Origin of the sequence: Azospirillum sp. A23, from assembly GCF_042938965.1 — a bacterium.
Lineage (GTDB): Bacteria > Pseudomonadota > Alphaproteobacteria > Azospirillales > Azospirillaceae > Azospirillum > Azospirillum melinis.
In genome coordinates this window covers 909,018-932,727 of sequence record NZ_CP170663.1, presented here as the reverse complement: position 1 = coordinate 932,727, position 23,710 = coordinate 909,018, and the positions used below count along the sequence as shown (strand labels likewise).

Sequence of the window (23,710 nt, the reverse complement as noted above, 5' to 3'; positions counted from 1 at the left end):
GGTTGGCCCGTGTTCGGCGTGATTGAAGCTCCAGCGTCCGGCCGCGCTGCGATGCGGTTTTGATCCGGTGGAAGGTACCGGAATGGAAAAGCTGTTTCTCCCGATAAACATCGGTGCGCTCGATCTCGCCCATCGCGTCGTCATATCGGCGGCGACCGTTCACAGGCGGATCGGCGAGCGCTGCCCTGCGGCCGATTACGGCGCCTGCGTCCGGAATGTCTCGCCCGGTGGGCTGGTCATAACGCCCCCCGTGCCGGTTTCCGCAACGGCGGCGTCCGCCCCCGTTCTGGATGGGTTCGATACGCCCGGGGTGGCTGCGGCTTGGGCTGCGGCGATCAGCCTGGCCCATGCCAGGAAAGCCAAGGTGGTGGCGCGGTTGTGCCACCCGGGATACGCCCCTGTCCGGGCCGACACCCTGCACGGCACCGGCATCGACGAGGTCGTTGCGGATTTCCGCCGTGCGGCCGAGCAGGCCAGGAACCTCGGCTTCGATGGCGTGGAACTCGACGCGGCGGACGGTTCGCTTCCCGACCAGTTCCTTCAGGACGGGGTGAACCGGCGCACGGACCGCTATGGCGGCTCCATCCAAAACCGGTTGAACTTCCTCTGCGAACTTGTCGATGCGGTAACCGGCGTCTGGACGGCGGAGCGGGTCGGTGTCCGCCTGTCGCCATTCGGCCAATTCCGCGGCATGTCGGATTCGGACCCCGTCACGTTGTTCACCATGCTTCTGACGGCGTTGGCCGGGCAGGAGCTTCCCTTCGTACACCTCGTCCGCACCGATGCGGATGGGGCCCCGCTCGGCCATCTCCCCTACGAGGATCGCAGTGCCGCCGCCCGCATTCGCGCAGCCTTTCCCTCCGCGATCATCGTGTCCGGTGCTTTCACCCGGCGGCGCGCGGTGGAGCTGGTGAGAAGCCGCTGGGCCGACGCCATCGGGGTCGAAGCCGGCATGGTGGAGGACGGGGCCGACGATCGGTGAGAGCCGGTGCGGAAGCGTCCCGCTGCACCACGCCATGCTCCGTTTTGATGCGTTGACCTATGGCAAAGCATACGTATCATGGCGAAGTCTTATGTATGCTTAGCGATAGGAAATGACGCTTTCTTTTGCTTTCAATGACCTGAAAAGGACCGAGCCGCGCCGGAGGTCGTGTCACCGCTTTCCCGTTGCCGGGATGGTGGACGCGACCCTTGGCTGACACGTCCGTTTCCCACCCGTCCGTGGTTTCCCGACTGCCGTCCGTGACCGGCCCCGCCATGGAGCAGAACGAGGTCACCTTCGGACCCTTCCGCTTTTCCCCGATGCGCGGGCTGCTGAAGAACGGTGTTGCCGTCAAGGTGGGAAGCCGGCCCCTGGCCATTCTCGCCCTGCTCCTGGAGCAGGCCGGAGCGGTCGTCAGCAACCGCGACATCATGGCCCGCGTCTGGCCGGGGCTGTTCGTCGAAGAGGCGAACATCCGCGTTCACATCGGCTCCTTGCGGAAGCTGTTGGGCAAGAACGACCTTGGCACGGACTATATCGAAAACATCCCGGCAATGGGCTACCGGTTCGTCGGGACCATCCGGACGCCCATCTCGCAGGAGGCCGCGGAGGGGGCTGTCGCGCATCCGTCCGCACCGCCTGCGGAGCTTGCGATCCTTTTGCCCCGCAACATCGACCGGCTGATCGGGCGCGACGAGACGATCGACGACATCGTGCGGAAGTTGGCGGAGAAGAGCTTTGTCACCATCACCGGCGTCGGTGGAATCGGGAAGACGAGCGTCGCCATCGAAGTGGCGCAGGTTTCAGCGAGCAGCCACCGGGACGGCGTCCATTTCGTGGATCTGAGCACGCTGTCGGACCCGAGGCTGGTGTGCGCCACCATCGCCCAGGTGATGAAGCTGCCCGGTGGCGGCAAGGGTGCCCTGGACGGTTTCCTCGGGGCGGTCAGGGGATTGGATGCCCTGCTGATCCTCGACAACTGCGAGCATCTGATCGAAGAGGTCGCCATCGTCGTCGAAGGCATCCTGGCCACTGCTCTCGACATCGACATCCTGGTAACCAGCCGCGAGATCCTGCGCGCGCAGGGCGAGTGGGTTTACCGCCTGCCGCCCTTGTCGGTTCCGCCGGGGCAGGAAAGCACGTTGACCGCCCACCAGGCGCTGACCTACCCGGCGGTGGAGCTGTTCGTCGAACGGGTGTCGTCCGGGGACAGCATGTTCCGCCTGTCGGACGCGGACGCGCCGGTCGCGGCGGAGCTTTGCCGCCACCTGGACGGAGTTCCGCTCGCGCTGGAACTGGCGGCGGCCCGGGTGCCCCTGCTGGGAATCCATGGTCTGGCGGCGAGCCTGGACCGGGCCTTCGACGTTCTGCGCGGCGGCCGTCGCACAGCACTGCCCCGTCACCAGACCCTTCGGGCCACGCTGGAGTGGAGCCACCGCCTGCTGGACGAGCGCGAACGCACTGTCCTGCGCCGGCTTTCCGTCATCCGCGGGGCATTCACCGGCGACCTCGCAATCGGCGTCGCTGCCTTCGGCGCGATTTCGGAGGAGGATGTCGTCGAGGGCATATCGGAGCTGTCGAAGAAGTCGCTGCTCTCCGTCGAGCACCGGCAGCAGAGCGTGCAGTTCCGCCTGCTCGAAACCACGCGCCAATATGCGGCGGAACGGCTTCAGGAAAGCGGCGAGGCTGACGTGGTCTGCCGCAATCTGGCGCGGCATCTCTGCCGGATGCTGGCCGGGTCGCAGTCGACGAACACGGTGGCCTGGAACGTCGTGTACGGGACCCGGGTGGACGATGTGCGCAGCGCGCTGGAATGGGCGCTGTCGCCTGCCGGCGATTTGGCGACCGCCGTCGACCTGACCGTCGCGTCGGCCCCGATGTGGTTCCAGCTGTCGCTGACCGATGAGTTCCGCCGGCACGCCGAGACGGTGCTGCAGTCGGTCCGGCGACAACCGGAACCGGACTTGCAGTCGGAAATGTCGATCACCGCGCATCTGGGCCCGGCACTGTGGAATTCGCTCGGCCCGGCACCGGAGGTCAAGGCCGTGCTCCTGCGCGGACTTGAGCTTTCGCAGCAGCTTGGCAACGTCGGATACCAGCGCCGGGCCCTTTGGGGGTTGTGGCTCTACTATCTGGCCCTTGAGAAGGACCATGAAGCGCTGGAGGCGGCGGAGCGCTTCGGCCAACTCCTGGGAACGCCCGTCGATCCGGGCGCGGAGTCCATGTATCAGCGCATGATGACCCTCGGCCTCCTCACCGTGGGCGAATTCGACCGTGCACGCGATTTCGCCGAGCGGTGCCTGAGTGCACCGGCCCCGACCACCGGATCGAGCCTGCGGGGCTACCAGTTCGAACAGCGGATCGTCTCCCACACCCATATGGCGCGCCTGTCCTGGATCCAGGGGCACCCGGACCGGGCGCGGGAGGCGATGCTTGAGGCGGTGGAGCAGGCGCTGGCGTCCGGTCATGCGCTCTCCCTGTGCTTCGCCTTGTCGCTGGGTGCCTGCCCGGTGGCCTTCTGGTGCGGCGACTACGATTTGACAGAGCGGTATGCCAACCTGCTGGTCGAAAAGACCAACGAAGGCTCCTTGTTCGTCTGGCGCACCTATGGGCTGTGTTATCAGCTGGCGCTGGAGGCACGGCAGGCACGGGACGACCAACTCGCGGCGCTCCGCCGGTCCTCGCGGTTCGCCGAGGTGTACCGGAACAAACGCATCCGGATGCTCGCGACCGTCGCTCCGCGTCTGATCCCGCCGGCCATCCTGGATGAAGCGAGCGACGGCCCGACCAGCTGGGCGACGGCCGAACTGCTCCGCCTGAAGTCGGAAAACGCAGGCGGACCGGAAACGGCGGAGAGGCTGCTGCAGCAATCGATTGAGATCGCCGGCGCACAAGGGGCCCGGTCCTGGAGTCTGCGGACGGCGATGAGCATGGTCAGGCGGTCCATGGAGACGGGACGTCGACAGGATGCCGCGTCCGCCCTTTCGTCCATCTATGGCACCTTCGCCGAGGGGCACGATACCCCCGATCTCCGGGAAGCCGCGGCACTTCTGGGCCGGCTGTAGACGCCTTCGACCTGCTGGCAGGCAATCCGGGCCCCATCCGTCCGGCTATCGATACCTGAGTATAGGTTCCTGCACATCCGGGCCTCCGGCACTGTCGCCGTCAAGGTGACCTGAGCAGGAGATCGACATGGAAATGGCTGCTTCCGGGACGTTGCGCATTCCACCGACGTTGGCAGCCCCGGCGTCCATCGGCCAAGTGCGGGATGACGGCGACAGGCTGACGGCTGCGGCCGATTGGCTGTTGCGGGTGGCGAACGACATGCTGGCGCCGGATCGGCAGTCGGTGGAGCATTGCCTGTCGCTGGCCCTGGCCCGGTTGCAGCGCGTCGGCGGTGAGCATCGTCATGATCGTGACGCGCCGGACGATGGCGACCGGAAAGCCGAACTGGCGAAAACCGAACTGGCGAAGGCCGGGCTTGCGGCCTGGCAGGTGCGGCGGGTGACCGCCTACATCGACGCCCATCTCGCCGGTTCCATCCGCAACCGGGATCTGGCGGCGGCGGCGAAGCTCAGTTGCGGCTATTTCTGTCAAGCCTTCAAGGACAGCTTCGGCTGCCCGCCGCATGCCTACATCGTGCGCCGGCGGGTGGAGCGGGCGAAGGAACTGTTGAAAACCACCACCACACCCTTGTCGCAGATCGCGCTCGACTGCGGCTTCTCGGACCAGTCGCATTTCTCGCGCATCTTCCGCCGCGTTGCCGGTGAAGCGCCCCGGCTGTGGCGGCACAAGCATCGGATCGATGGGGTTCCTGAAGAACGGTGACGGAATTTTCCGGCGCAGGAAGCCCGGCACAAGTAACTGGGCGGCAGGAGGGCGGCGGCGGCCCGATGGCCTGTCTCCGCCGCCTTCGGTTCAGCCGTGCGCGGCGTAGGCGTCCATCACGCGGGTGGAATAGACCAGCGCCGCTCCGGCGTTCAGGGCGATGGCGACGCCCAGCGCCTCGGCGATCTCCTCCTGGGTGGCGCCATGTTTGATCGCCGCTTCGGTATGGACGGCGATACAGCCGTCGCAACGGATGCTGACGGCGACCGCCAGCGCGATCAGTTCCCGCACCTTGGCGCCCAGGAGATCCTTCTTCTGCCCGGCGCCGCTGAGCCCGGCATAGCCCTTCACCGTGTCGGGGCTGAGCTTCGCGATCTCGCCGACACCGGTGAGGACCTGCTGACGGTATTCGTTCCAGTTGAGCATCATGGTCGTATCTCCTTGCGGGTTCCGGTCCCGCTGTCGCGGGTACCGGTGGGTGGGACACCCTACGTACAGCCGGAGGTGCGATATAGAACGATGCACCCATCTTTGGGACGCCGTTCCGGGCGCCTCGCCCGACCCGTTCGATGGCTGTGGCCTCTTCGCCGAGGAATGCGGCTGCGATGGCTGGAATCGTGGCATCTTTGACGTTTCAGCCAATCGCGAGCCCGCATAGTCTGAGCATCGCCACCGCATCCACAGGCTTGCGGTATGAGGGCGAGACAAGGTTGAAGAGCTGAGGCTGGAGAGGCAGGGCGGAACATGCTCACCATCGGTTTCGTGGTGTTCGACGATTTCCAGGTGATGGGAATGGCTGCGCTGTCGGCGTTCGAGATGGCGAACCTCGTGCTCGGCCGGCCGGCTTATCAGGTCCATGTCCTGTCTGAACAGGGTGGGCCGGTGCGCAATTCTCTGGGCTTTGCCGTCGAAACCCAGCCCTTCGGCGACGGCTTCTTCGACACCACCGTCACCATCGGCTCGCTGCGGGTCAAGCCGTCCACCCCCGGCCTGCTGGCTTATCTGCGCGAGGCGGCGGGGACGTCGCGCCGGGTCGCCGGCATCTGCACCGGGGCCTATGTGCTGGCGGAGGCCGGCCTTCTCGACGGGCGCCGCGCCACCACCCATTGGAGCCATGCCCGCAACCTCCAGCGCCTCTATCCCGCAGTGAAGGTGGAGGAGGACCGCATCTTCAGCGTGGACGGCAATGTCTGGACGTCCGCCGGGATGACCGCCGGTCTCGACCTTGCCATGGCGCTGGTCGAGGATGATTTCGGCTCTGAAGTCGCCAAGGCGGTGGCGCGCAAACTGGTGGTCTATCTGCGCCGGCCCGGCGGACAGTCGCAGTTCTCCGCCCTGCTGGATCTGGAACCGCGGTCCGACCGGGTGAAGCGGGCGCTGGTCCACGCCAAGGAAAACCTCAGGAACGAGCTGTCGGTGGAGGAACTGGCGGAGGCGGCGAATCTCAGCCCGCGCCAGTTCAGCCGCCTGTTCCGCCAGGAGACCGGCCAGACCCCGGCCAAGGCGGTCGAGCATCTGCGGCTGGAGGCGGCGCGCGTGATGATGGAGGAGGGGCGCCATCCGATGGACGTCATCGCCCGCGAAACCGGTTTCGCCGACCGCGAGCGCATGCGCCGCGCCTTCCTGCGTGCCTATGGACAGCCGCCGCAGGTGGTGCGCCGCTCCGTCGAAAGCAGCCGGGTTTCGGCGCTGGAATAGACTTTGGCTCGTCCTCGGACAGTCGTGCCCTCGTTTAATACCTAGATATGGCTCCCGGAATATTTCGGGTGCGGTAGCTTTTCACATCATCGGACACGGCGCTGATGCGGGGATGACTTCACTTTACCCGGCGCCCCTGCTTGCCCATTTTCAAACCTCAACGGACATCACACCATGCAACTCACCGGAAACACCATCTTCATCACCGGCTCCACCTCCGGCATCGGCCGCGGGCTGGCCGAGGCTTTCCACAAGCTGGGCAACCAAGTCATCATCGCCGGCCGGCGCAAGGCCCTGCTGGATCAGGTGACCGCCGCCAATCCCGGCATGAAGGGCATCGAACTGGACATCACCGACCCGATCAGCATCCAGGCCGCCGCCGAACGGCTGGTCGCCGAGAACCCGACGCTGAACGTCCTGATCAACAATGCCGGCATCATGCCGTTCGACGATGCCTCCGGCCCGATCGACGACACGCAGGCCCAGTCGATCATCACCACCAACCTGCTCGGCCCCATCCGCATGACCTCGGCGCTGATCGAGCATCTGAAGGCGCAGCCGCGGTCGGTGATCGTCAACAACACCTCGGTGCTCGCCTACACGCCGCTGGCGACGACAGCGGTCTATTCCGCCAGCAAGGCGGCGCTGCACAGCTATACGCTGTCCCAGCGCTTCATGCTGCGCGACACCAGCGTCACCGTGCAGGAAATCGCGCCGCCCTGGGTCAACACCGACCTGATCAAGAAGGGTGACGATCCGCGCGCCATGCCGCTGGACGCCTTCATCGAACAGACTATGGCGGCCCTGGGCACCGATGCCGAGGAGGCTATCGTCGAGAGCGCACGCCCGATGCGCGACAATGCCGGCCCGAACGAACATGCCCTGGTCATGGGCTTCAACAGTTACATCGCCGAGAACCCCATTCCGGTTTGATCGAGTAGGAAGCAAAGAAGGGCCGCCGGACTTTCATCCGGCGGCCCTTTCCTATTGCGGTGATTTCATTCCGCGGGAGCGTCTGCCATCCGCGGCGCCTTGGCCGGGGCGAACTCCAGCAGGCAGGCCAGCGTGACGCAGAGCGCGCCGACCCAGCCGAGTTCCCGAACGCTGCCGACGCTCAGCACCAGCGAACCCAGCGCCGCCCCTACCGAAAAGCCGAAATAATGGAAGGAGGCGTTGACCGACAGGATGATCGGCGCGTGCTTCGGCCCGGTGATGCCGATCAGCCGGGCCTGCTGGCCGGGATAGAAGGCCCAGGCGGAAAAGCCCCAGAGCATGATGCCGACGAAGGCGGGGATCAGAGCCAGTGCGGGCGGCAGCAACTCCGCCGTCAGCGACAGGCTCGCCAACGCCAGCACGACCAGCGGCAGGGTCAGGGCCACGATCCGGGCGCCGCCGAGCCGGTCGGTCAGCCGTCCGCCCACCGCCAGCCCGATGAAGGCCGACAGCCCCCAGGCGAACAGGGCGAAGCCGACGGCGCCACCCTCCAGCCCCGTCACGCGTTGCAGGTAGGAGGCGATGTAGGGGTAGACGGTGAAGGGACCCATCGCCCACAGGGTGGTGACGGCCAGCGGCCGGCGCACCGCCGGATTTGCGAGTGCCCCCAACCGTTCGCGCAGTCCGACCACCGGAGCGGCGGACCCGATGGCCCGCGGCAACCCGACCAGCAGCCCGGCCGCCGCCACGACCGACAGCACGGCGACGCCGCCGAAGGTCATGCGCCAGCCCAGCGTGTGGCCGACGACGGCGCCCAGCGGCACACCGAACACGATGGCGAGGCTGAGACCGCTGGTGACGATGGACAGGGCGCGGCCGCGCTCCGACGGCGGCACCAGTATGCCGGCCAGCGCATTGGCGTTGGGCACGAACAGCCCCGCCGCCATGGCGAGCAGGACCCGCGCCGCCATCAGTCCGCCATAGCTGCCGGCGACCGCCGCCACGATATTGGCGGCGACGAAGGCCAGCATGGTGGCGGTCAGCAGAAGGCGCCGGCTGACGGCCGCGGTCAGGACGGTCAGCAACGGCGAACTGGCGGCATAGGTCAGCGCGAAAACGGACACCAGCTGGCCCGCCGCCTGTTCGCTGACCGACAGATCGGCGGCGATGTCCGGCAGGATCGCCGCGATCATGAAACTCTCGGTTCCGACGGCGAAGGACCCGAGCGCCAGCCAATAGAGCGGCGCCCTGGACTGAAGTGCGGTGGTGGCCATGGAAGGATTCCTGTGCGGGGCCATTCCGGACGGCACAAGAGGCAGGCACGGACAAATGGTCTCACGCCTTGCAAAAAACAGACGGCCGGAAATGGCGGATGCCCGAAGTTTAGGACGGATGCCCGATGGCGTGAATGTCATGGAAACCGCATTTCCGGACATTCACGCGCAGCGGGGCAGGGGCGTCCTCAGACCCCGATCTTGTTCTTCGCCAGCGGAAGGCTGCGGATGCGCTGGCCGGTCAGGGCCGCCACCGCATTGACCACCGCCGGCGGAACGCCGGGCAGGCCCGGTTCCCCGACGCCGCCCATCGGGGCGCCGCTCTCCACGATCTCCACATGGACCGCGGGCATGGAGCGGCGGGACAGGATCGGGTACTCGTCAAAATTGTGGGACTGGCGCAAGCCGCCCTTGTAGACCAGCTCCTCGAACAGTGTGGCCGACAGGCCGAGCGCCACGGCGGATTCGATCTGCGACCTCACGATGGCCGGGTTGACGATGCTGCCGGGATCGAAGGCGACCCAGACATTGTGAACCTGCGTTTCGCCGCCCTGGACCGACACCTCGGCGATGGTTGCCGTCTCCGACCCGAAAGGGGATGCCATCGAGACGCCGCGGGCGCGGCGGGTGCCGTCCACCTCGTAGGGACCGCGTTTCCAGCCGCCGGACATCGCCGCCACGGTCTCCAGCAGCTTGGCATGGCGCGGCTTGCCCTTCAGCAGTTCCATCCGCAGGGCGAAGGGATCCTGGCCGCCGGCATCGGCGATCTCGTCCAGGAAGCCTTCATAGAAGAAATCGTTCATCGAATGGCCGACGGAGCGCCAGAAGGCGATGGTCACGGGATGGGGGAACTTGACGTACTCCATCCGCCGGTTGGGGATGGCGTAGGGCTTTTCCGTGATGCCTTCCACAGCCGAGCTGTCGACCGGGTCCTTGAACACCGCGCCGAACCAGCGGCCGAGCGGCCCTTCGCCGACCGTGCGCGCCTGGATCGCGGTGGGGCGTCCGTCGGCGCCGAGGGCGGCGCGGAAGCGGCTGAAGCTGAGCGGACGGAGGGCGTCCATGCGGAACTCCTCCTCGCGCGACCACAGCACCTTCACCGGGCGGCCGGTGGCCTTCGCCAGCTGGATCGCCTGCAGGAAGGGGTTGGCGCTGCCATAGAGGAAATGCCGGCCGAAGAAGCCACCCAGCATCGGCGAATGCAGGATGACCTTCTCCGGCGCCAGCCCGGCGGCCTGGGCCGCCACCGACTGGAACAGCTCCGGCATCTGGTTGGGCGCCCACAGTTCCAGCGTGCCGTCCGGGTTGAACCGCGCCATGGAGGACGGCGGTTCCAACTGTCCGTGGGCCAGATAGGGGGCGTCATACTCCGCCTCGATCACCTTGGCGGCCTTGGCGAAGGCCGCGGCCATGTCGCCTTCGGCTTCTGCCGGAAGCCCTGCTTCGGTGGAGGATTTCAGCGCGGCCAGCAGCCCGTCCGATGAATAGTCGGCGGCCACCGTGTCGAGCCCGGATGCGGCCGGAACCGACCAGCTCACCGACAGCGTTTCCACCGCCTTGCGGGCGCGCCACCAGCTGTCGGCGGCGACCGCCACGGCCCCCGTCAACTTGTGGACGGAATGAACGCCGGGCATCGCCGCCACTGCGGCCTCGTTGGCGATGGCCTGCACGACGGTGCCCTGGTTCGGCGCATGCTGGACCGCGGCGTAGAGCATGCCCTCCAGCTTCTGGTCGATGGCGTAGACGGCCTTGCCGGTCGATTTCGCCCGCACGTCCAGCCGCGCCACCGGCTGACGGATGTAGCGGAATTTGGCCGGGTCGCGCAGGGCCACATCGTCGCGCGGCGGCAGGGCGAGCGCCACGGGGGCCAACTCGCCGTAGGACAGCCGCTTGCCGCTGGCCGGATGGATGACGAAGCCGTCCTCCGTCTTCAGGCTTTCCGGCTTGACCTTCAGCTTCGCGGATGCTGCGCGGATCATCATGTCGCGGGCGGTGGCGCCCAACCGGCGCATCAGCGGGTAGCTGGACCGGGTGGAGAAGCTGCCGCCGGTCATCCGCAGGCCGTTGATGACGGCGTAGTCCGGTCCCGGCGGGGCGCATTCGACGGTGAAGCGGCTGGGGTTGACGTCCAGTTCCTCGCCGACGATCTGGGCAAGGCCGGTGTTGATGCCCTGGCCGCCCTCCACGAAGGGGCTGAGCAGGGTGACGGCATTGTCCTTGCCGATGACCAGAAAGGCCGGGATGCGGGTGCCCGGCTTGACCGCGGCGGCGGCGGTTTGTGCCCGCACCGGCATCGACGGCAGCAGGGCGCCCAGCACGAGCGCGCTGGCACCGAAGCCGAGGAAGGCGCGGCGCGACAGGTTGGAAACGCCCTCCGCCTTCATCAGCGCAACGGCGGATTGCGCCTCGATCTGGAGTTCGAGGGGGTCTTTGAGTTTGATCGGGGCTGCGGTGAGCAGGCGGTCCATGATGCGTGCTCCTCTCAGCCGGCGGCCTGGCGGATGGCGGCGGCGATGCGGTTGTAGGTTCCGCAGCGGCACAGGTTGGTCATCGCGTCGGCGATGTCGCCGTCGCTCGGGTTGGGCGTCTGCTTCAGCAGGGCGGTCGCCGCCATCACCTGCCCGGACTGGCAATAGCCGCATTGCGGCACCTGTCCGGCGACCCAAGCCTCCACCACCTTGCGGCCGACGGGGTCCTCCTCGATGGCGTCGATGGTGCGGATGTCGGCGTTGCCGACGCTGTCCACCGGCACCTGGCAGGAGCGGGTGGCGGTGCCGTCGATCATCACGGTGCAGGCGCCGCATTGCGCGATGCCGCAGCCGTATTTCGTCCCGGTCAACCCCAGCGTGTCGCGAAGGACCCAAAGCAGCGGCGTGTCGTCCTCGACCGCCACCTGATAGGCGCGGCCATTGACATGAAGGGTGGTCATGGCGGTCTCCGTGGAGGAGTTGGTTCGGGGGATTCTGCTGAGGCCTATTCTTGCCCGCTGGCCGCCGGTCTCGTATCCATCCCTAGGTATTAAGGGCGGCGAACTGATCGGGCGCTAATGACCGGAAACTGCCCGAGGCCGCCAATCGGGACAAATTTGCGGTCTTCCCAAGAGTTCCCTATAGATGGCCGAGAATGGGCGACCGCGGCAGACCATTGACGTGTACGGTAACGGGGAAAGGTTGCGAGCGATGGACCTTCGGCATACCGACCTGTTCGAGATCTCGCCCATCTCGATCCTGTGCGAAGACTGGTCGGGGGTGAAGCGTTCCGTCGACGAGGTGATCGCCGGCGGGGTGACGGATTTCGACCGCTTCCTGGAGGACAACCCGCAGTTCTTCTTCGACGTGCGGCGGTTCCACCGCATTCTCGATGCCAACCGTTCCGCGCTCGATTTGCTGGGTTTCCGGGACAAGGAGACTTTCCTGCGGGAATCGCGGGTGAGATTGCCGGCCAATCCGGCCAGCAACGCCCAGGTGTTCAAGGCGATGGTGCGCGGCGAAACGGTCTGCCAGGGCGAACGCGTCCTGCACACCAAGGACGGGCGCGTCGTTCCCATCCTGTGGCGGGCGAGCCTGCCGGCGGGACCGGCCGATCCGCAGGCCTACAGCCGCCTCTATTTCTTTGCCGTCGACGTGAGCGAACTGAAGCGCGTGCAGGAGGCGCTGATGGCGGCCCAGGCCGACCTCAGCCATGCTGGGCGGCTGTCGCTGGTGGGAGAATTGGCGGCGTCGTTGACGCATGAGGTGTCGCAGCCGCTGGTTTCCATCGCCAGCCATGCCGCGGCGGCGACGCGCTGGCTTTCGCGCGAGATCCCGAATTTGGACGAGGTGGCGACCAGCCTGAACCGCATCACCGCCAGCACCCGGCATGCCGTGCGGATCGTCGGCAAGATGCGCTCCTTCGCGCGGCGCAGCGAACTCGTCACCGAAGCGATGAAACCGCAAGACTGCATCGCCGATGCGGTCACTCTGGTGGAGCATGAAGCCTATCGTCAGAAGACGAGGATCTCCGTCGATGTCCCGCCGGATCTGCCGGCCATCGTCGGCGACCGCACGCAAATCCAGCAGGTGATCGTCAACATCGCCTACAACGCGATCCAGGCCATGCAGGCGGCGAAGTCGCCGGAGCGCCGCATCGCCATCGCCGCCGCGCCCGACGGGCCGGATGCCGTGACCTTCACCATCGCCGACAGCGGCCCCGGCATTCCGGGCGATGTGCTGCCGCGGATCTTCGAACCCTTCTTCTCCACCAAGCGGGAGGGGATGGGGTTGGGTCTGTCGATCTGCAAGACCATCGTGGAGGAGCATGGCGGCCGGCTGTGGGCGGCCAACGACAGCCGCCAAGGTGCCGCCCTGTCCTTCTCGCTGCCGGTGGCGTCGGCCGCGGGGGAGGCGGCGGCTCAGCCGGCCGTGCTGTAGCGGGTGACCGTCCGTTCTCGCACGCCCAGGATTTCGGCCATGCGGACGAGGTCGGCCAGCGACTGTGCATACATCTTGCGCATCAGGTTGCCGCGGTGGATCTTCACCGTGACCTCGCTCAGCTCCAGCTTCGCCGCGACCTGCTTGTTCATAAGCCCGGCGGTGACCAGGGCCATGACATCGCGCTCGCGCGGGGTGAGCTTGGCGTAGAGCCCACGCACCGTGTCTTCCTGCCCGCGTTCGGCGCGGCGGCGGCCGTCCAAATCCACCGCCTCCGCGACGGCCTGCAGCAGATCCGGTTCGGCGAAGGGCTTGGACAGGAAGTTCACGGCGCCGGCCTTCATGCCGCGCACCGTCATCGGGATGTCGCCCTGGCCGGTCATCAGCACCACCGGCACGGCGATGGACCGGTCGTGCAGCGCCTGCTGGACCTCCAGCCCATCGGCACCGTCCAGATAGACGTCCAGCATGAGACAGGCGGCGCTGGCGGCCTCGTCGCAAGCCAGAAACTCCTCCGCCGAGGCGAAGGCCATTACCCTGTAATCGACGGAGCGGAGCAGACTCTCCACCGCACATCGCACGTCGGCATCGTCATCGATGATGCAGACCAGGGCAGGGGTGCCGCCATCCGCCATGGAACTCTCCGTCATGCCCGTCTGCCGTCCCCTCCGACCGGCCCGTCCATCGTAGCCGGACCGCTCCTCCGCGGCAAAGCCGGCGAAGTCGTATCTCCCGACGGTGGTGTCACTGCGGCGAGGCTGGGCGGTCATGGGGTGCGGTCTCGTTCGGTTTCAAGGGCGTCTTCGATGAGGACGAGCAGCTTTTCCGGGTCGAGCGGCTTGGTCAGAAAGGCGGTGACACCCTGCGCCAGCGAGCGACTGCGGGCAGCAGGCGTGGCGAAGGCGGTCATCACGATGACGGGGTGGCTGCGGCCCTGCTGCAGCAACACCATCTGCAGGCTGAGCCCGTCCATGCCTGTCAGGTTGAGATCGGTGATCAGGCAGTCCGCCTCGCCGTCGTAGGCGATGAACTCCTCCGCCGAGGGGAAGGTGCGAACCTGCAATCCGACGGACCGCAGGAAGTTGTCCAAGCTCTCCCGGATGCCTTCATCATCGTCGACGACACAGATGGTGGGAACACTCAGCACAACATCGCACTCCAGCCGCGGCCCGGCCCGTCAACAACCTCCGTTGCGGCCGGTTCATTTCAACAGTTGGAGCAGGATGCGCCATTCACACCTGCGTATAGGTTGACCCCCGCAGCGCCGGGTGCGGCCCTGCTGGGGCAGGTCATTCTCAGGCCTTGAAGAAGGCCAGCAGGTCGGCGTTGATCGTCTCCGCATGGGTGGTCGCCATGCCGTGCGGAAAGCCCTTGTAGACCTTCAGGGTGCCCTTCGGCAGCAGCTTGGACGACAGCAGCGCGGAATCGGCGATCGGCACGATCTGGTCGTCGTCGCCGTGCATCACCAGGACCGGAATGTCGATCTTCTTCAAATCCTCGGTGAAGTCGGTCTCGGAGAAGGCCTTGATGCAGTCGTAATGGGCCTTGGTCCCGCCCATCATGCCCTGCCGCCACCAGTTGTCGATGACGCCCTGCGAGACCTTGGCGCCGTCCCGGTTGAAGCCGTAGAAGGGGCCGGAGGGGATGTCGCGGAAGAACTGGGCGCGGTTGGCGGCGAGCGCTGCGCGGAAGCCGTCGAACACCTCCAGCGGCAGGCCGCCGGGATTGGCCTCGGTCTTGACCATGATCGGGGGAACGGCGCCCAGCAGCGCCGCCTTGCCGGCGCGCGAGGTGCCGTGACGGCCCAGATAGCGCGCGACCTCGCCGCCGCCGGTCGAATGGCCGACATGGAAGACGTTCTTCAGCCCCAGCCCGGCAACCACCGCCAGCACGTCGTCGGCGTAGGTGTTCATCTCGTTGCCGGTCGCCGTCTGGGTCGAGCGGCCATGGCCGCGCCGGTCATGGGCGACGACACGGTAGCCGTGGTTCAGGAAGAACAGCATCTGGGCGTCCCAGTCGTCGGCGCTGAGCGGCCAGCCATGGTGGAACATGACGGTCTGGGCGTCGCGCGGTCCCCAATCCTTGTAATATATCGAGGCGCCGTCCTTGGCGGTGACGAACCCGTCTTCGGTCTTGCCGTTGGTCATCGTCCGTTTCCCTTCCCTTTGATGGACAGAGCCGTTGCCGGCGGGCTGGCGTTCGGCCGCGGCTGCGATGCTTGGGGCGACCGTCGTCGCGATGGCGACCCCGGCGGCCCCGGCGACCGCGGTGCCGACGATGAAGCTGCGGCGCGTGGCATCTTCGGATCGCATCGTTCAAGTCCTTATGTCAGTGCGTCAATGGTTCGGCTGATCGGCGCCGTGGAACGCCGGTGCTTTCAATGGCTACCGGATTGAAGCACTTTTCAAAGCTATCTCTAGGTATTATCAATATTCCCCAGAGAATCAATCGGCATGTCCAGGACGATGGTATTGGATGTTTTGTGTCTTGATTTGCGGTTCTGCCGTAAAAAGAGACGCAGTCCTCTCCATTCGATATGCCGGAATTGCCGGGCCATTGTTTTTGGAAAATCTAATTGATCCGGTCCTTATGGACGCCGTGGTGCGCTCCGGGCAGCGGAAAGAGGGGAAGGGCCATGGCATCGTCGAATTTCGCCAGCGGCGGTCGGTCCGTACCATCGCCTCCTGCCACCATCCTGGCGCTGTCGATCGGCAACGCGGTTGAGCTTTACGACTTCACCATCTACAGCTTTTTCGCCCTGACCATCGGCAAACTGTTCTTCCCGGTACAATCGGCCTTCGGTCCGCTCCTGCTGGCGCTGCTGACCTTCGGTGTCGGCTTCGTCGTCCGGCCGCTGGGCGGGATCGTCATCGGCGACTACGCCGACCGGGTCGGGCGAAAGCCCGCGCTGGTGCTGACCATCGCCATGATGGCGCTGGGCACTCTTCTGATCGGGCTTTGCCCGACCTATGCGCAGATCGGCGCGGCGGCACCCGCCATCATCGTCATCGGCCGCATCCTGCAGGGCTTCTCGGCCGGCGGCGAGATCGGCGTGGCGACGACCATGCTGATGGAGTTGGGCCACCCCGCCGGCCGTGGCCTGCGGGTCAGCTGGCAAATGGCCAGCCAGGGGGCGGCCGCGCTGCTGGGCGCGCTCAGCGGCTATCTGCTGTCGACCCACCTGTCGGCCGACGCGCTGGACTCGTGGGGCTGGCGCCTTCCTTTTTTGGCAGGGCTGCTGATCGTTCCGGTGGGGCTCCATCTGCGCCGCCTGCTGCCGGAAACCGCGCGACACGAACCCGGCGGCAAGGCCGTTGTGGCGGAGTTGCTGTCCTTTCATCGGACGACGCTGCTGATCGGCGTTCTGATGATCATGGGCGGCACCGCCTCCACTTACGTGAACATTTTCTACATGCCGACCTACCTGATCCGGGTGGTCGGGCTGCCGCCTCAGACCGCATTCCTGACGGGCTGCGCCGCCGGGGCGACCATGCTGGCGGTGGCTCCCCTGGCCGGGCTTCTGTCGGACCGCCTGGGCCGACGCCGTCCCTTCGTCATATGGACCGCGCTGGCGAGCGCGCTGCTCACCTATCCCGCCTTCTGGGTGTTGTCCCACGCCGCCAGTGTTCCGGCGGCGCTGGCGGTGGTCGGGCTGCTGATCGCCGTGAATGCGATTGGGGCGGGGGCCTGTCTGCTTCTGCTGTTGGAGAGCTTTCCGTCCCGGGTCCGCGCCTCGGGCCTGTCGATCATCTACAGCGTAGGCGTATCGATCTTCGGTGGCTTCGCCCAGTTCATCGTCACTTGGCTGATCAGCATCACCGAAAATCCGATCTCCCCCGCCTGGTACGTCATGGCCTGTGCCTTTGCCACTGTCTGCGGCGCATCAAGAATACGCGAAGTGCGACGGTCGCGGCAGTCCAGCGTATCGGGTAGATCGGAACTCTCCGCCGGGTGAGCCCCATCCGTAAGCGTTTCGCGATCCTTCATCCGCAAAAAACGGCTTTGGCGGGGGCATGCGGTGGAGCACCTCGATAAACCGGCTTCGAGCGCCTGTTGAGGCTGCCGCGAGGGTCACGCCGGTAGGAAACCAGGGCTCTTCGGGGGATGATGTCCTGATTTTGGCTGGAAATGTGGAAATATGCGAGGGTTTCGGCGCTATGGGCACAGTACTCCCCTCAAGCCAGATCAGGCGTCGGAAATTGTAGTCGAGGTTGGTGATGCCGATCTTCACCGTGGCGCGCCCAAGGCCGATGGTGCGGATGAACAGCGCCATGCGCTGCTTCTGGTCGGCGAAGACATGCTCGACGGCGGATCGCACCGCCGAGCGGGCGCGGTTGGCGCGTTGGTGCGACCCCGGCATCGGCTGCCCCTTCGGCTTGCGGAAATGCACCATGCTGCGGCGGTTCGCCGCCGCGATGGCCGCTTCGTTGGCCTTCGAGTGATAGGCGCTGTCCGCCCACACCCGGCTGTCGCAAGGCCTCCGGGTTGTGCAGGCCCGGCAACTGCGCACCGTCGTGCCGCGCGGCGTCGGTAACGGCAATGCGCCGGATCAGGCGGAACCGGCGGTCGATGTTGATGTGCGACTTGTAGCCGAACGCCGGGATCAGAAGCCCCTCCACCATGCGCGCCTCCGAACCGTCGAGCGCCGGTCCCGGCTTCGCCTTGACCCGCCCCCGCTTCACCGTCCAGCGTGCCTGCGTGTCCTTCTGGCGCGCCTTGGCCGGTGGCCAGGGCGGGTCTTCACCGTCACGAATTTGCTGCTTCTCCTCCCAGGTCAGCCGCTGCCTGGGCGCTTCCACGATGGAGGCGTCGACGATCTGGCCGCCCAGCGCGAAGTAGCCGCGCTCCTTCAGCTCCGCGTCGAAGCGGGCGACAGCCCGTACAGCGCCTGGAGTACCAGGATCTTGAACATCATCACCGCGTCCAGCGGCGGCCGACCGCCCCGGGAACGATCCTTGCGCCCCAAGGCCGCGTCCAGCGTCGGACGGAAAACCTCGAAGTCCACCACCGACAAAAGACGCTCCAGCGGATCGCCGCTCTTGCTCAACTCTGCATAGCGATCCTGAAGATCGAACAGCCCTGCTTGACCGGCCATGCTTCCGCCCCCCCCGCCTTCAAAAACAAGGGAATCATCAGAACGCCGAACTCGCTACAGTTTTTCGAGACGTCAGGTCGGCAAATTCCGAACGCGCGATCCAACCGGTCTCGACATGCGGGCAATTCCGCCGCAGACACAGGTTTTCAGCTCAGCTCAGGCCGACATCTGGTCTGGCCGTCGAATTCGCCAACAGTATCCGTTGCTACTCGCCCTCGGGATTCGGATCGGTCGCCTTCCATGGGGGGGCCGATGAAAAGTCGCCACCCGCTCGTGGATTTCGCTGCACAGCCCCGTCCGGCTCCGACACCCAGCGGAAATCGAAGGTTCGCTCTTTCGTATCCACGCCAATTCCGCACAAAAATGTGGCGCAAAGCCTGTGCAAGCGCCAAAAAGCGGGCGACGTTTTTCCACCGGCAACAGCGCCGTTCCACCCCCTCTTCGGACAAACCCTCTATGGCAGATTTCTTCCCGCGCTGGCCGCTCGCGACCGGCCCCGTCGTCCAGCCGGACGAGCGGCTTCCCTGGGGCTCGACCCTGACGCTCGGCGTCCAGCATCTCGTCGCCATGTCCGGCTCGACCATCCTCGGGCCGCTGCTGATGGGGTTCGATCCGAACCTCGCGGTGCTGTTCTCCGGCATCGGCACCCTGCTGTTCCTCGTGCTCACCGCCGGTCGGGTGCCGAGCTATCTCGGATCCTCCTTCTCCTTCATCGCCGTGGTGATCGCGGTCACCGGCTACAGCGGCCAGGGGCCGAACCCGAACATCGGGCCGGCGCTCGGCGGTATCATCGCGGCCGGTGTCGTCTATGTCCTCATCGGCCTGCTGGTGAGCTACACCAGCACCAACTGGATCGAGCGGCTGATGCCGCCGGCGGTCACCGGCGCGGTCGGTGCGGCCATCGGCCTCAACCTGTCGCCGGTCGCGGTCAAGGGCATCGAGGGGACAGGGCCGCACATCCTCGTCGCCCTGTTCACGCTGCTCGCCACCGCCGTCATCGCGGTTTACGCCCCGCTCGCCATCCGCCGGGTGTCGATCCTTGTCGGCATCGCCGCCGGCTATGTCTTCTATCTCGTGCTGGCCAACGGCATAGGCCTGCTGCCGCCGGTCAGCTTCGCCGAGCTGGACGCAGCCCCCTGGTTCGGCATGCCGGCCTTCCGCACGCCGACCTTCGATGCCGGCGCGATGGCGCTGGTCGCCCCCATCGCCTTCATCCTCGTCGCCGAGAATCTCGGCCACATCAAGGCCATCGGCGCCATGACCGGGCGCAACCTCGACCGCTTCATCGGCCGCGGCTTCATCGGCGACGGCATCGCCACCATCGTCTCGGGCAGCGGCGGCGGCACCGGCGTCACCACCTATGTCGAGAACATGGGCGTGATGGCGGTCACCCGCGTCTTCTCCACCCTGATCTTCGTCGTCGCCGCCGTCGCCGCCATCCTGCTGGGCTTCTCGCCCAAGTTCGGCGCCCTGCTGCGGACGATCCCGGCCCCGGTTCTGGGCGGGCTGGCGACCGTCGTCTTCGGCCTGATCGCCGCAGCGATGGTGCGGCTGTGGGTCGACAACCGCGTCGATTTCTCCGATCCGCGCAACCTCATCACCGTCGGCGTGACGCTGGTGCTCGGCGCCGGCAACTTCACCGTCACCGCCGGCGGCTTCTCCATCGGCGGCATCGGCACCGCGACCATCGCCGCGCTCGGCCTCTACCAGCTGCTCGGCATCGGGCGGGCGCGCGAGGTCTCCCGCACCGCCTCCGGGCCGGCCTCCCAGCCTGACCGCGCAACGCTCCACTGACGGCGATACCCCTGCGCCGCCGCTCTCCCGGCAATTGCCGGTGACGGCGGCGGCGCACCCGTTCCCCGGCGTCCACCTCCAGCTTTTCACAAAAACTCTCCATCAAAGGACTAAAGTCCCATACCCTCTCCGCATTTGGTCCACCCACTTGCGGAGCCATGCCATGCCTCTCGATCCCCGCAGCTTCACCGACGACAATTTTCCCCGTTGGGCCGAAGAGCCGCCGACCCCGTCCGAAGGCGCGCTGGTCCCTGGATCGCAGTTCCATGAAGAGCAATGGATCATGGCCGCCGGCATGCTGGCCCGTGGCAACAGCTTCCTTCAGGTCTCCCGCGCCATGGGGTGCAGCCGGACGACGCTGTGGCGGGCCTATTATGGCTCCAAGGATTTCCGTCACAGGGTGTGGTGGGAACGGCAGGCGCTGAACCGCGAGGCGGAGCTGCGCCTGCCCTCGCTGCGCATCCTGGTGGCCGAACAGATCGAGCGGCTGGTCACCTCGGGCGATCCCGCCACCGTGCGCTGGCTGGCCGAGCGGCTCGGCCTGTTCGCCGGCCTCGACAGCGCGGCTGCCAAGCGGCAGGACTCCCGACCCGACCAGCCTCCCGCCCCGAAACCCGCCCCGAGACCGGCCCCGAGACCGGAAGACCCGCCCGCCGTCACCGTCCCCGAACTCGACGACGACCTCCCCGGCGCCATCCGCGAGCGCTGCCCGCCCAGCCCTGCCATGGTCGCCGCCGTCATCGCCCAGCCGGAGGCGGCGGGGCCGAAGGGCGTTTTCCCCTGGACCGTCAACCAGTATGAGGACTACCCCAACCTCAACCCCGGCCCGGTGCCCCGCCGCGGTACCGGCCCGTTCTCCGGGCGCCGGTAGATGGAACATCCGCCGGAAAGCGTTCCACGCCGTTCCATTCCGCCGCGACATACCCACCACCCCCCTTGAAACCTTGATCCGCGACCGCCCGATTGCTATTCGCCGGTGTTCGGCGGACACTCTCCCAACTTGCGGGAGCCGCGATTGATAAGGACGGGGTCCGTATGGACAAGCTGCATGCGATGCGCGTCTTCATCCGGGTGGTCGAAGCGAACAGCTTCTCGAAGGCGGCGGAAACGCTGGGGCTGCCGCGCGCCTCGGTGACGACGACCATCCAGAATCTGGAGGCGGCGCTGGGCGTGCGCCTGCTTCAGCGCACCACGCGCAAGCTCAACCTGACGCTGGACGGCGCCGCCTATCTGGAGGGCGCCAGCCGCATCCTGTCGGAAATCGACGAGATCGAATCCACCTTCACCAGCGCCCGCAAGACGCCGCGCGGGCGGTTGCGGGTGGACATGCCGGGCTCCATCGGCCGGCTGGTCATCATTCCTTCGATCCACGAATTCCACGCCAAATATCCCGACATCGAACTGATGCTGGGGCTGGGCGACCGGCCCATCGATCTGGTGCAGGAGGGGGTGGACTGCGTCGTCCGCATCGGCGAGCTTGCCGATTCAAGCCTGCTCGCCCGCCGGATCGGCGCCATCCAGCAGGTCACCTGCGCCAGCCCGGCCTATCTCGCCGAGCATGGCGTGCCCCGGACCATCGAGGATCTGGAGCGCCACATCGCGGTGAATTATTTCAGCAACCGCACCGGGCGCAACCTGGAGCTCAGCTTCCGCCGCGACGACGAGGTGGTCGACATCGCCATGAAGGGCGTCATCTCGGTCAACGATGCCGACGCCTATGTCACCTGCGGGCTGGAAGGGCAGGGCATCCTGCAGCCCGGCCGCTTCATGGTGCTGCCGCATCTGCGCAGCGGCGCCCTGCGCGAGATCCTGCCGGACTGGCGGCCGCCGCGGATGCCGATCTCCGCCGTCTACCCGCAGAACCGCCACCTGTCGCCGAAGGTGCGGGTCTTCGTCGACTGGCTGGCCGAGCTGTTCGAGCGCTGCCCGCTGCTCCAGGGCGAGGATCTGCCGGGCGACCTGTGCGAGCAGCAGAAGGCGCCGATGGAGCGGGAGGGGGTGAGCGAGTGCGTGATGATGTGAGGTCTAGCAGGCCTTTTCCATCCCCATCTCCATCAGGGTCCGGTAGGCCATCTGGTCCTCGTGCATCCGCAGGAACACGGCGTATTTGGCGTCGTGATAGGCCCGTAGCGGCCCCTCGGCCGGCATGATGCGGCGGCCGGCGCGGCTCATCCCGGCCATGCCGGCGGCGATGTCGGGGAAGGCGCCGCCCGCCACCGCGCCCAGCACCGCGGCGCCCAGCAGCACGGCCTCCGGCTCCTCCGGCAGGACCAGGGTGCAGCCGGTGGCGTCGGCATGGGCCTCCAGGAAGACCGGGTTCCTGGTGCCGCCGCCGCAGGCGAGGATGGTGTCGATGGCGTAGCCGCGGTCATTCATCGCCGCGACGATGTGCCGGGTGCCATAGGCCACCGCCTGCACCGTCGCCAGATAGAGCAGCGCCAGATCCTCCAGCCCGTCCGACAGGCGGAGCCCGCTGATCGCGCCGCGCAAACTGGCGTCGGCGCGCGGCGAGCGGTTGCCGTGGAAGTCGGGCAGCACATGCAGGTCGCGGGTCAGCATCGTCACCGGCCCACCGCTGCGCTCCGAAAGATCCGCCAGCTCCTCGTTCAGCAGCTGGTAGACCGTGGTGCCGCGCCGCTGGGCCTCTGCGGCGAGGTCGGCATGGCGGGGATGGCCCTGCACCACATGGTCGATCAGCGCCCCGGTCGCCGACTGCCCGCCCTCGTTCAGCCACAGCCCCGGCAGCATGGCCGAATGGTAAGGCCCCCAGACGCCGGGAATGAAGCGCGCGGCACCGGGGCTCATCACCATATGGCAGCTCGACGTGCCGCCGATCAGCGCCAGCCGCCGGTCGAAATCGACGGTGCCCGCCGCCTCCAGCGGCACCCCGATCACCCCGATCCCGCCGGCATGGGCGTCGATCATCGAGGTGCCGACCGCGATGCCCGGCGTCAGCCCAAGCTCGCGCGCCGCCTCAAGGCTCAGCCCGCCGGTGACGGCGCTGCCGACCTCGCCGACCTCGGTGCCGATGCGGGCATGCCCCTCATCGACCAGATCGCCGAGCCCGATGGCGCGGAGGTAGCCGTCGTCCCAGCGTCCCTCATGCCCCAGATAGGTCCATTTGCACACCAGCGAGCACAAGGACCGCCGCGCCGACCCGGTCGCCCGCCAGGTCAGGAAATCCGGCAGGTCCAAGAAATGGGCGGCCCGGCTCCAGCTTTGCGGCATCCTCTCCTTCAGCCACAAGAGCTTGGGCGTCTGCATCTCCGGCGACAGCCGGCCGCCGACATAGCGCAGAACCTCGTGACCGCCGGCATTGATGCGGTCGGTCTGGTCGATGGCGCGGTGGTCCATCCAGACGATGACGTTGCGGGAATCGTCGCCCTCCGGATCGACCGTCACCGGCCGCCCGGCGGCGTCCAGCACCACCAGCGAACAGGTGGCGTCGAAGCCGATGCCGACCACCTCCGGCGTCTCGGCGCAGGCCTCCAGCGCCTCCCGGACCGCGGCGCAGACGGCGGCCCAGATGTCGTCGGAGGACTGCTCAGCCCACTCCGGATCGGGCTTCCACATCCGGATCGGGCGGGAGGCCGCGGCCAGCCGGCGGCCGGCAAGGTCGAAGATGCCGGCGCGGGCGCTGCCGGTCCCCACATCCACCCCGATCACGGCGCGTGTCATGGCATGTCCCCTTTCCGAC

Annotated in this window: 18 protein-coding genes and 1 pseudogene; 10 read left to right on the top strand and 9 right to left on the bottom strand. The window is 67.0% G+C overall.

Translation table 11 applies throughout. The features are described from left to right. Positions 1-82: 82 nt before the first annotated feature. The 3 genes from ABNQ40_RS04005 to ABNQ40_RS03995 all read left to right on the top strand — a co-directional run bounded on the left by ABNQ40_RS04005 (position 83) and on the right by ABNQ40_RS03995 (position 4,810). Positions 83-982: a hypothetical protein gene (locus ABNQ40_RS04005; RefSeq protein ID WP_109050793.1), complete on the top strand. Its 900-nt coding sequence runs from the start codon at positions 83-85 to the stop codon at positions 980-982. A 320-nt stretch (positions 983-1,302) separates the two neighbouring features. After that, on the top strand, positions 1,303-4,047 hold the full coding sequence (locus tag ABNQ40_RS04000) for a winged helix-turn-helix domain-containing protein (protein WP_391345578.1): 2,745 nt from the start codon (positions 1,303-1,305) through the stop codon (positions 4,045-4,047). Positions 4,048-4,174: 127 nt separating this feature from the next. After that, positions 4,175-4,810, top strand: coding sequence for an AraC family transcriptional regulator (locus ABNQ40_RS03995; protein ID WP_109050791.1), 636 nt, complete (start codon positions 4,175-4,177; stop codon positions 4,808-4,810). 90 nt (positions 4,811-4,900) lie between these two features. Here ABNQ40_RS03995 and ABNQ40_RS03990 read toward each other — a convergent pair whose 3' ends face one another. Beyond that, positions 4,901-5,236 (bottom strand): carboxymuconolactone decarboxylase family protein, encoded by a 336-nt coding sequence (locus tag ABNQ40_RS03990; RefSeq protein WP_109491055.1) that lies wholly within the window; start codon positions 5,234-5,236, stop codon positions 4,901-4,903. 318 nt (positions 5,237-5,554) lie between these two features. Between ABNQ40_RS03990 and ABNQ40_RS03985 the strand changes: the two genes are divergently transcribed. Next, complete coding sequence (locus ABNQ40_RS03985; protein WP_109050790.1) at positions 5,555-6,508, top strand: GlxA family transcriptional regulator; 954 nt, start codon at positions 5,555-5,557, stop codon at positions 6,506-6,508. Positions 6,509-6,682: 174 nt separating this feature from the next. Next, a complete protein-coding gene (locus ABNQ40_RS03980) occupies positions 6,683-7,441 on the top strand; it encodes an SDR family oxidoreductase (RefSeq protein ID WP_109050789.1) in 759 nt (252 codons plus the stop codon). A 65-nt stretch (positions 7,442-7,506) separates the two neighbouring features. Here ABNQ40_RS03980 and ABNQ40_RS03975 read toward each other — a convergent pair whose 3' ends face one another. The 3 genes from ABNQ40_RS03975 to ABNQ40_RS03965 all read right to left on the bottom strand — a co-directional run bounded on the left by ABNQ40_RS03975 (position 7,507) and on the right by ABNQ40_RS03965 (position 11,644). Further along, positions 7,507-8,715: an MFS transporter gene (locus tag ABNQ40_RS03975; RefSeq protein WP_109050788.1), complete on the bottom strand. Its 1,209-nt coding sequence runs from the start codon at positions 8,713-8,715 to the stop codon at positions 7,507-7,509. A gap of 188 nt (positions 8,716-8,903) precedes the next feature. After that, positions 8,904-11,099: a xanthine dehydrogenase family protein molybdopterin-binding subunit gene (locus tag ABNQ40_RS03970; protein WP_109491054.1), complete on the bottom strand. Its 2,196-nt coding sequence runs from the start codon at positions 11,097-11,099 to the stop codon at positions 8,904-8,906. Positions 11,100-11,197: 98 nt separating this feature from the next. Continuing rightward, the gene (locus ABNQ40_RS03965) at positions 11,198-11,644 is read right to left on the bottom strand and encodes a (2Fe-2S)-binding protein (RefSeq protein ID WP_109050787.1); all 447 of its coding nucleotides are present in this window, start codon (positions 11,642-11,644) and stop codon (positions 11,198-11,200) included. 250 nt (positions 11,645-11,894) lie between these two features. Here ABNQ40_RS03965 and ABNQ40_RS03960 point away from each other — a divergent pair, with 250 nt between their 5' ends. After that, complete coding sequence (locus tag ABNQ40_RS03960) at positions 11,895-13,124, top strand: sensor histidine kinase (protein WP_109050786.1); 1,230 nt, start codon at positions 11,895-11,897, stop codon at positions 13,122-13,124. Here the strand turns inward: ABNQ40_RS03960 and ABNQ40_RS03955 are convergent. The 3 genes from ABNQ40_RS03955 to ABNQ40_RS03945 form a co-directional block, all read right to left on the bottom strand. Beyond that, positions 13,106-13,774 carry a response regulator gene (locus tag ABNQ40_RS03955; RefSeq protein ID WP_109050785.1) on the bottom strand — a complete coding sequence of 223 codons (669 nt, stop codon included), beginning with the start codon at positions 13,772-13,774 and terminating at the stop codon, positions 13,106-13,108. The two genes, ABNQ40_RS03960 and ABNQ40_RS03955, sit on opposite strands and share 19 nt — an antisense overlap. 116 nt (positions 13,775-13,890) lie before the next feature. Beyond that, positions 13,891-14,271 carry a response regulator transcription factor gene (locus ABNQ40_RS03950; protein ID WP_109050784.1) on the bottom strand — a complete coding sequence of 127 codons (381 nt, stop codon included), beginning with the start codon at positions 14,269-14,271 and terminating at the stop codon, positions 13,891-13,893. A gap of 148 nt (positions 14,272-14,419) precedes the next feature. Next, entirely contained in the window at positions 14,420-15,271 is an 852-nt protein-coding gene (locus ABNQ40_RS03945) for an alpha/beta fold hydrolase (RefSeq protein WP_391345721.1), read from the bottom strand. 488 nt (positions 15,272-15,759) lie between these two features. Here ABNQ40_RS03945 and ABNQ40_RS03940 point away from each other — a divergent pair, with 488 nt between their 5' ends. Further along, entirely contained in the window at positions 15,760-17,079 is a 1,320-nt protein-coding gene (locus tag ABNQ40_RS03940; RefSeq protein WP_391345575.1) for an MFS transporter, read from the top strand. A gap of 213 nt (positions 17,080-17,292) precedes the next feature. Here the strand turns inward: ABNQ40_RS03940 and ABNQ40_RS03935 are convergent. Beyond that, positions 17,293-18,219 (bottom strand): annotated as a pseudogene (locus ABNQ40_RS03935) (transposase); the annotation flags it as partial. Between the two features lie 456 nt (positions 18,220-18,675). Here ABNQ40_RS03935 and ABNQ40_RS03930 point away from each other — a divergent pair. The 3 genes from ABNQ40_RS03930 to ABNQ40_RS03920 all read left to right on the top strand — a co-directional run bounded on the left by ABNQ40_RS03930 (position 18,676) and on the right by ABNQ40_RS03920 (position 22,035). After that, positions 18,676-20,013 carry a solute carrier family 23 protein gene (locus ABNQ40_RS03930; RefSeq protein ID WP_109047322.1) on the top strand — a complete coding sequence of 446 codons (1,338 nt, stop codon included), beginning with the start codon at positions 18,676-18,678 and terminating at the stop codon, positions 20,011-20,013. 163 nt (positions 20,014-20,176) lie between these two features. Beyond that, positions 20,177-20,884, top strand: a complete 708-nt coding sequence (locus tag ABNQ40_RS03925; RefSeq protein WP_109047323.1) for a hypothetical protein — start codon at positions 20,177-20,179, stop codon at positions 20,882-20,884. A gap of 164 nt (positions 20,885-21,048) precedes the next feature. Next, complete coding sequence (locus ABNQ40_RS03920; RefSeq protein WP_109047324.1) at positions 21,049-22,035, top strand: LysR family transcriptional regulator; 987 nt, start codon at positions 21,049-21,051, stop codon at positions 22,033-22,035. Between the two features lie 3 nt (positions 22,036-22,038). Here the strand turns inward: ABNQ40_RS03920 and ABNQ40_RS03915 are convergent, their stop codons facing one another. Then, entirely contained in the window at positions 22,039-23,691 is a 1,653-nt protein-coding gene (locus ABNQ40_RS03915; protein WP_109047325.1) for an FGGY-family carbohydrate kinase, read from the bottom strand. Positions 23,692-23,710 lie beyond the last annotated feature (19 nt).

Excerpts from the sequence above, each read along its gene's own strand:
- ABNQ40_RS04005 (WP_109050793.1), top strand. The coding sequence starts at position 83 with ATGGAAAAGCTGTTTCTCCCGATAAACATCGGTGCGCTCGATCTCGCC.
- ABNQ40_RS04000 (WP_391345578.1), top strand. The coding sequence starts at position 1,303 with ATGCGCGGGCTGCTGAAGAACGGTGTTGCCGTCAAGGTGGGAAGCCGG.
- ABNQ40_RS03995 (WP_109050791.1), top strand. The coding sequence starts at position 4,175 with ATGGAAATGGCTGCTTCCGGGACGTTGCGCATTCCACCGACGTTGGCA.
- ABNQ40_RS03990 (WP_109491055.1), bottom strand. The coding sequence starts at position 5,236 with ATGCTCAACTGGAACGAATACCGTCAGCAGGTCCTCACCGGTGTCGGC.
- ABNQ40_RS03985 (WP_109050790.1), top strand. The coding sequence starts at position 5,555 with ATGCTCACCATCGGTTTCGTGGTGTTCGACGATTTCCAGGTGATGGGA.
- ABNQ40_RS03980 (WP_109050789.1), top strand. The coding sequence starts at position 6,683 with ATGCAACTCACCGGAAACACCATCTTCATCACCGGCTCCACCTCCGGC.
- ABNQ40_RS03975 (WP_109050788.1), bottom strand. The coding sequence starts at position 8,715 with ATGGCCACCACCGCACTTCAGTCCAGGGCGCCGCTCTATTGGCTGGCG.
- ABNQ40_RS03970 (WP_109491054.1), bottom strand. The coding sequence starts at position 11,099 with ATGAAGGCGGAGGGCGTTTCCAACCTGTCGCGCCGCGCCTTCCTCGGC.
- ABNQ40_RS03965 (WP_109050787.1), bottom strand. The coding sequence starts at position 11,644 with ATGACCACCCTTCATGTCAATGGCCGCGCCTATCAGGTGGCGGTCGAG.
- ABNQ40_RS03960 (WP_109050786.1), top strand. The coding sequence starts at position 11,895 with ATGGACCTTCGGCATACCGACCTGTTCGAGATCTCGCCCATCTCGATC.
- ABNQ40_RS03955 (WP_109050785.1), bottom strand. The coding sequence starts at position 13,774 with ATGACGGAGAGTTCCATGGCGGATGGCGGCACCCCTGCCCTGGTCTGC.
- ABNQ40_RS03945 (WP_391345721.1), bottom strand. The coding sequence starts at position 15,271 with ATGACCAACGGCAAGACCGAAGACGGGTTCGTCACCGCCAAGGACGGC.
- ABNQ40_RS03940 (WP_391345575.1), top strand. The coding sequence starts at position 15,760 with ATGGCATCGTCGAATTTCGCCAGCGGCGGTCGGTCCGTACCATCGCCT.
- ABNQ40_RS03930 (WP_109047322.1), top strand. The coding sequence starts at position 18,676 with ATGGCAGATTTCTTCCCGCGCTGGCCGCTCGCGACCGGCCCCGTCGTC.
- ABNQ40_RS03925 (WP_109047323.1), top strand. The coding sequence starts at position 20,177 with ATGCCTCTCGATCCCCGCAGCTTCACCGACGACAATTTTCCCCGTTGG.
- ABNQ40_RS03920 (WP_109047324.1), top strand. The coding sequence starts at position 21,049 with ATGGACAAGCTGCATGCGATGCGCGTCTTCATCCGGGTGGTCGAAGCG.
- ABNQ40_RS03915 (WP_109047325.1), bottom strand. The coding sequence starts at position 23,691 with ATGACACGCGCCGTGATCGGGGTGGATGTGGGGACCGGCAGCGCCCGC.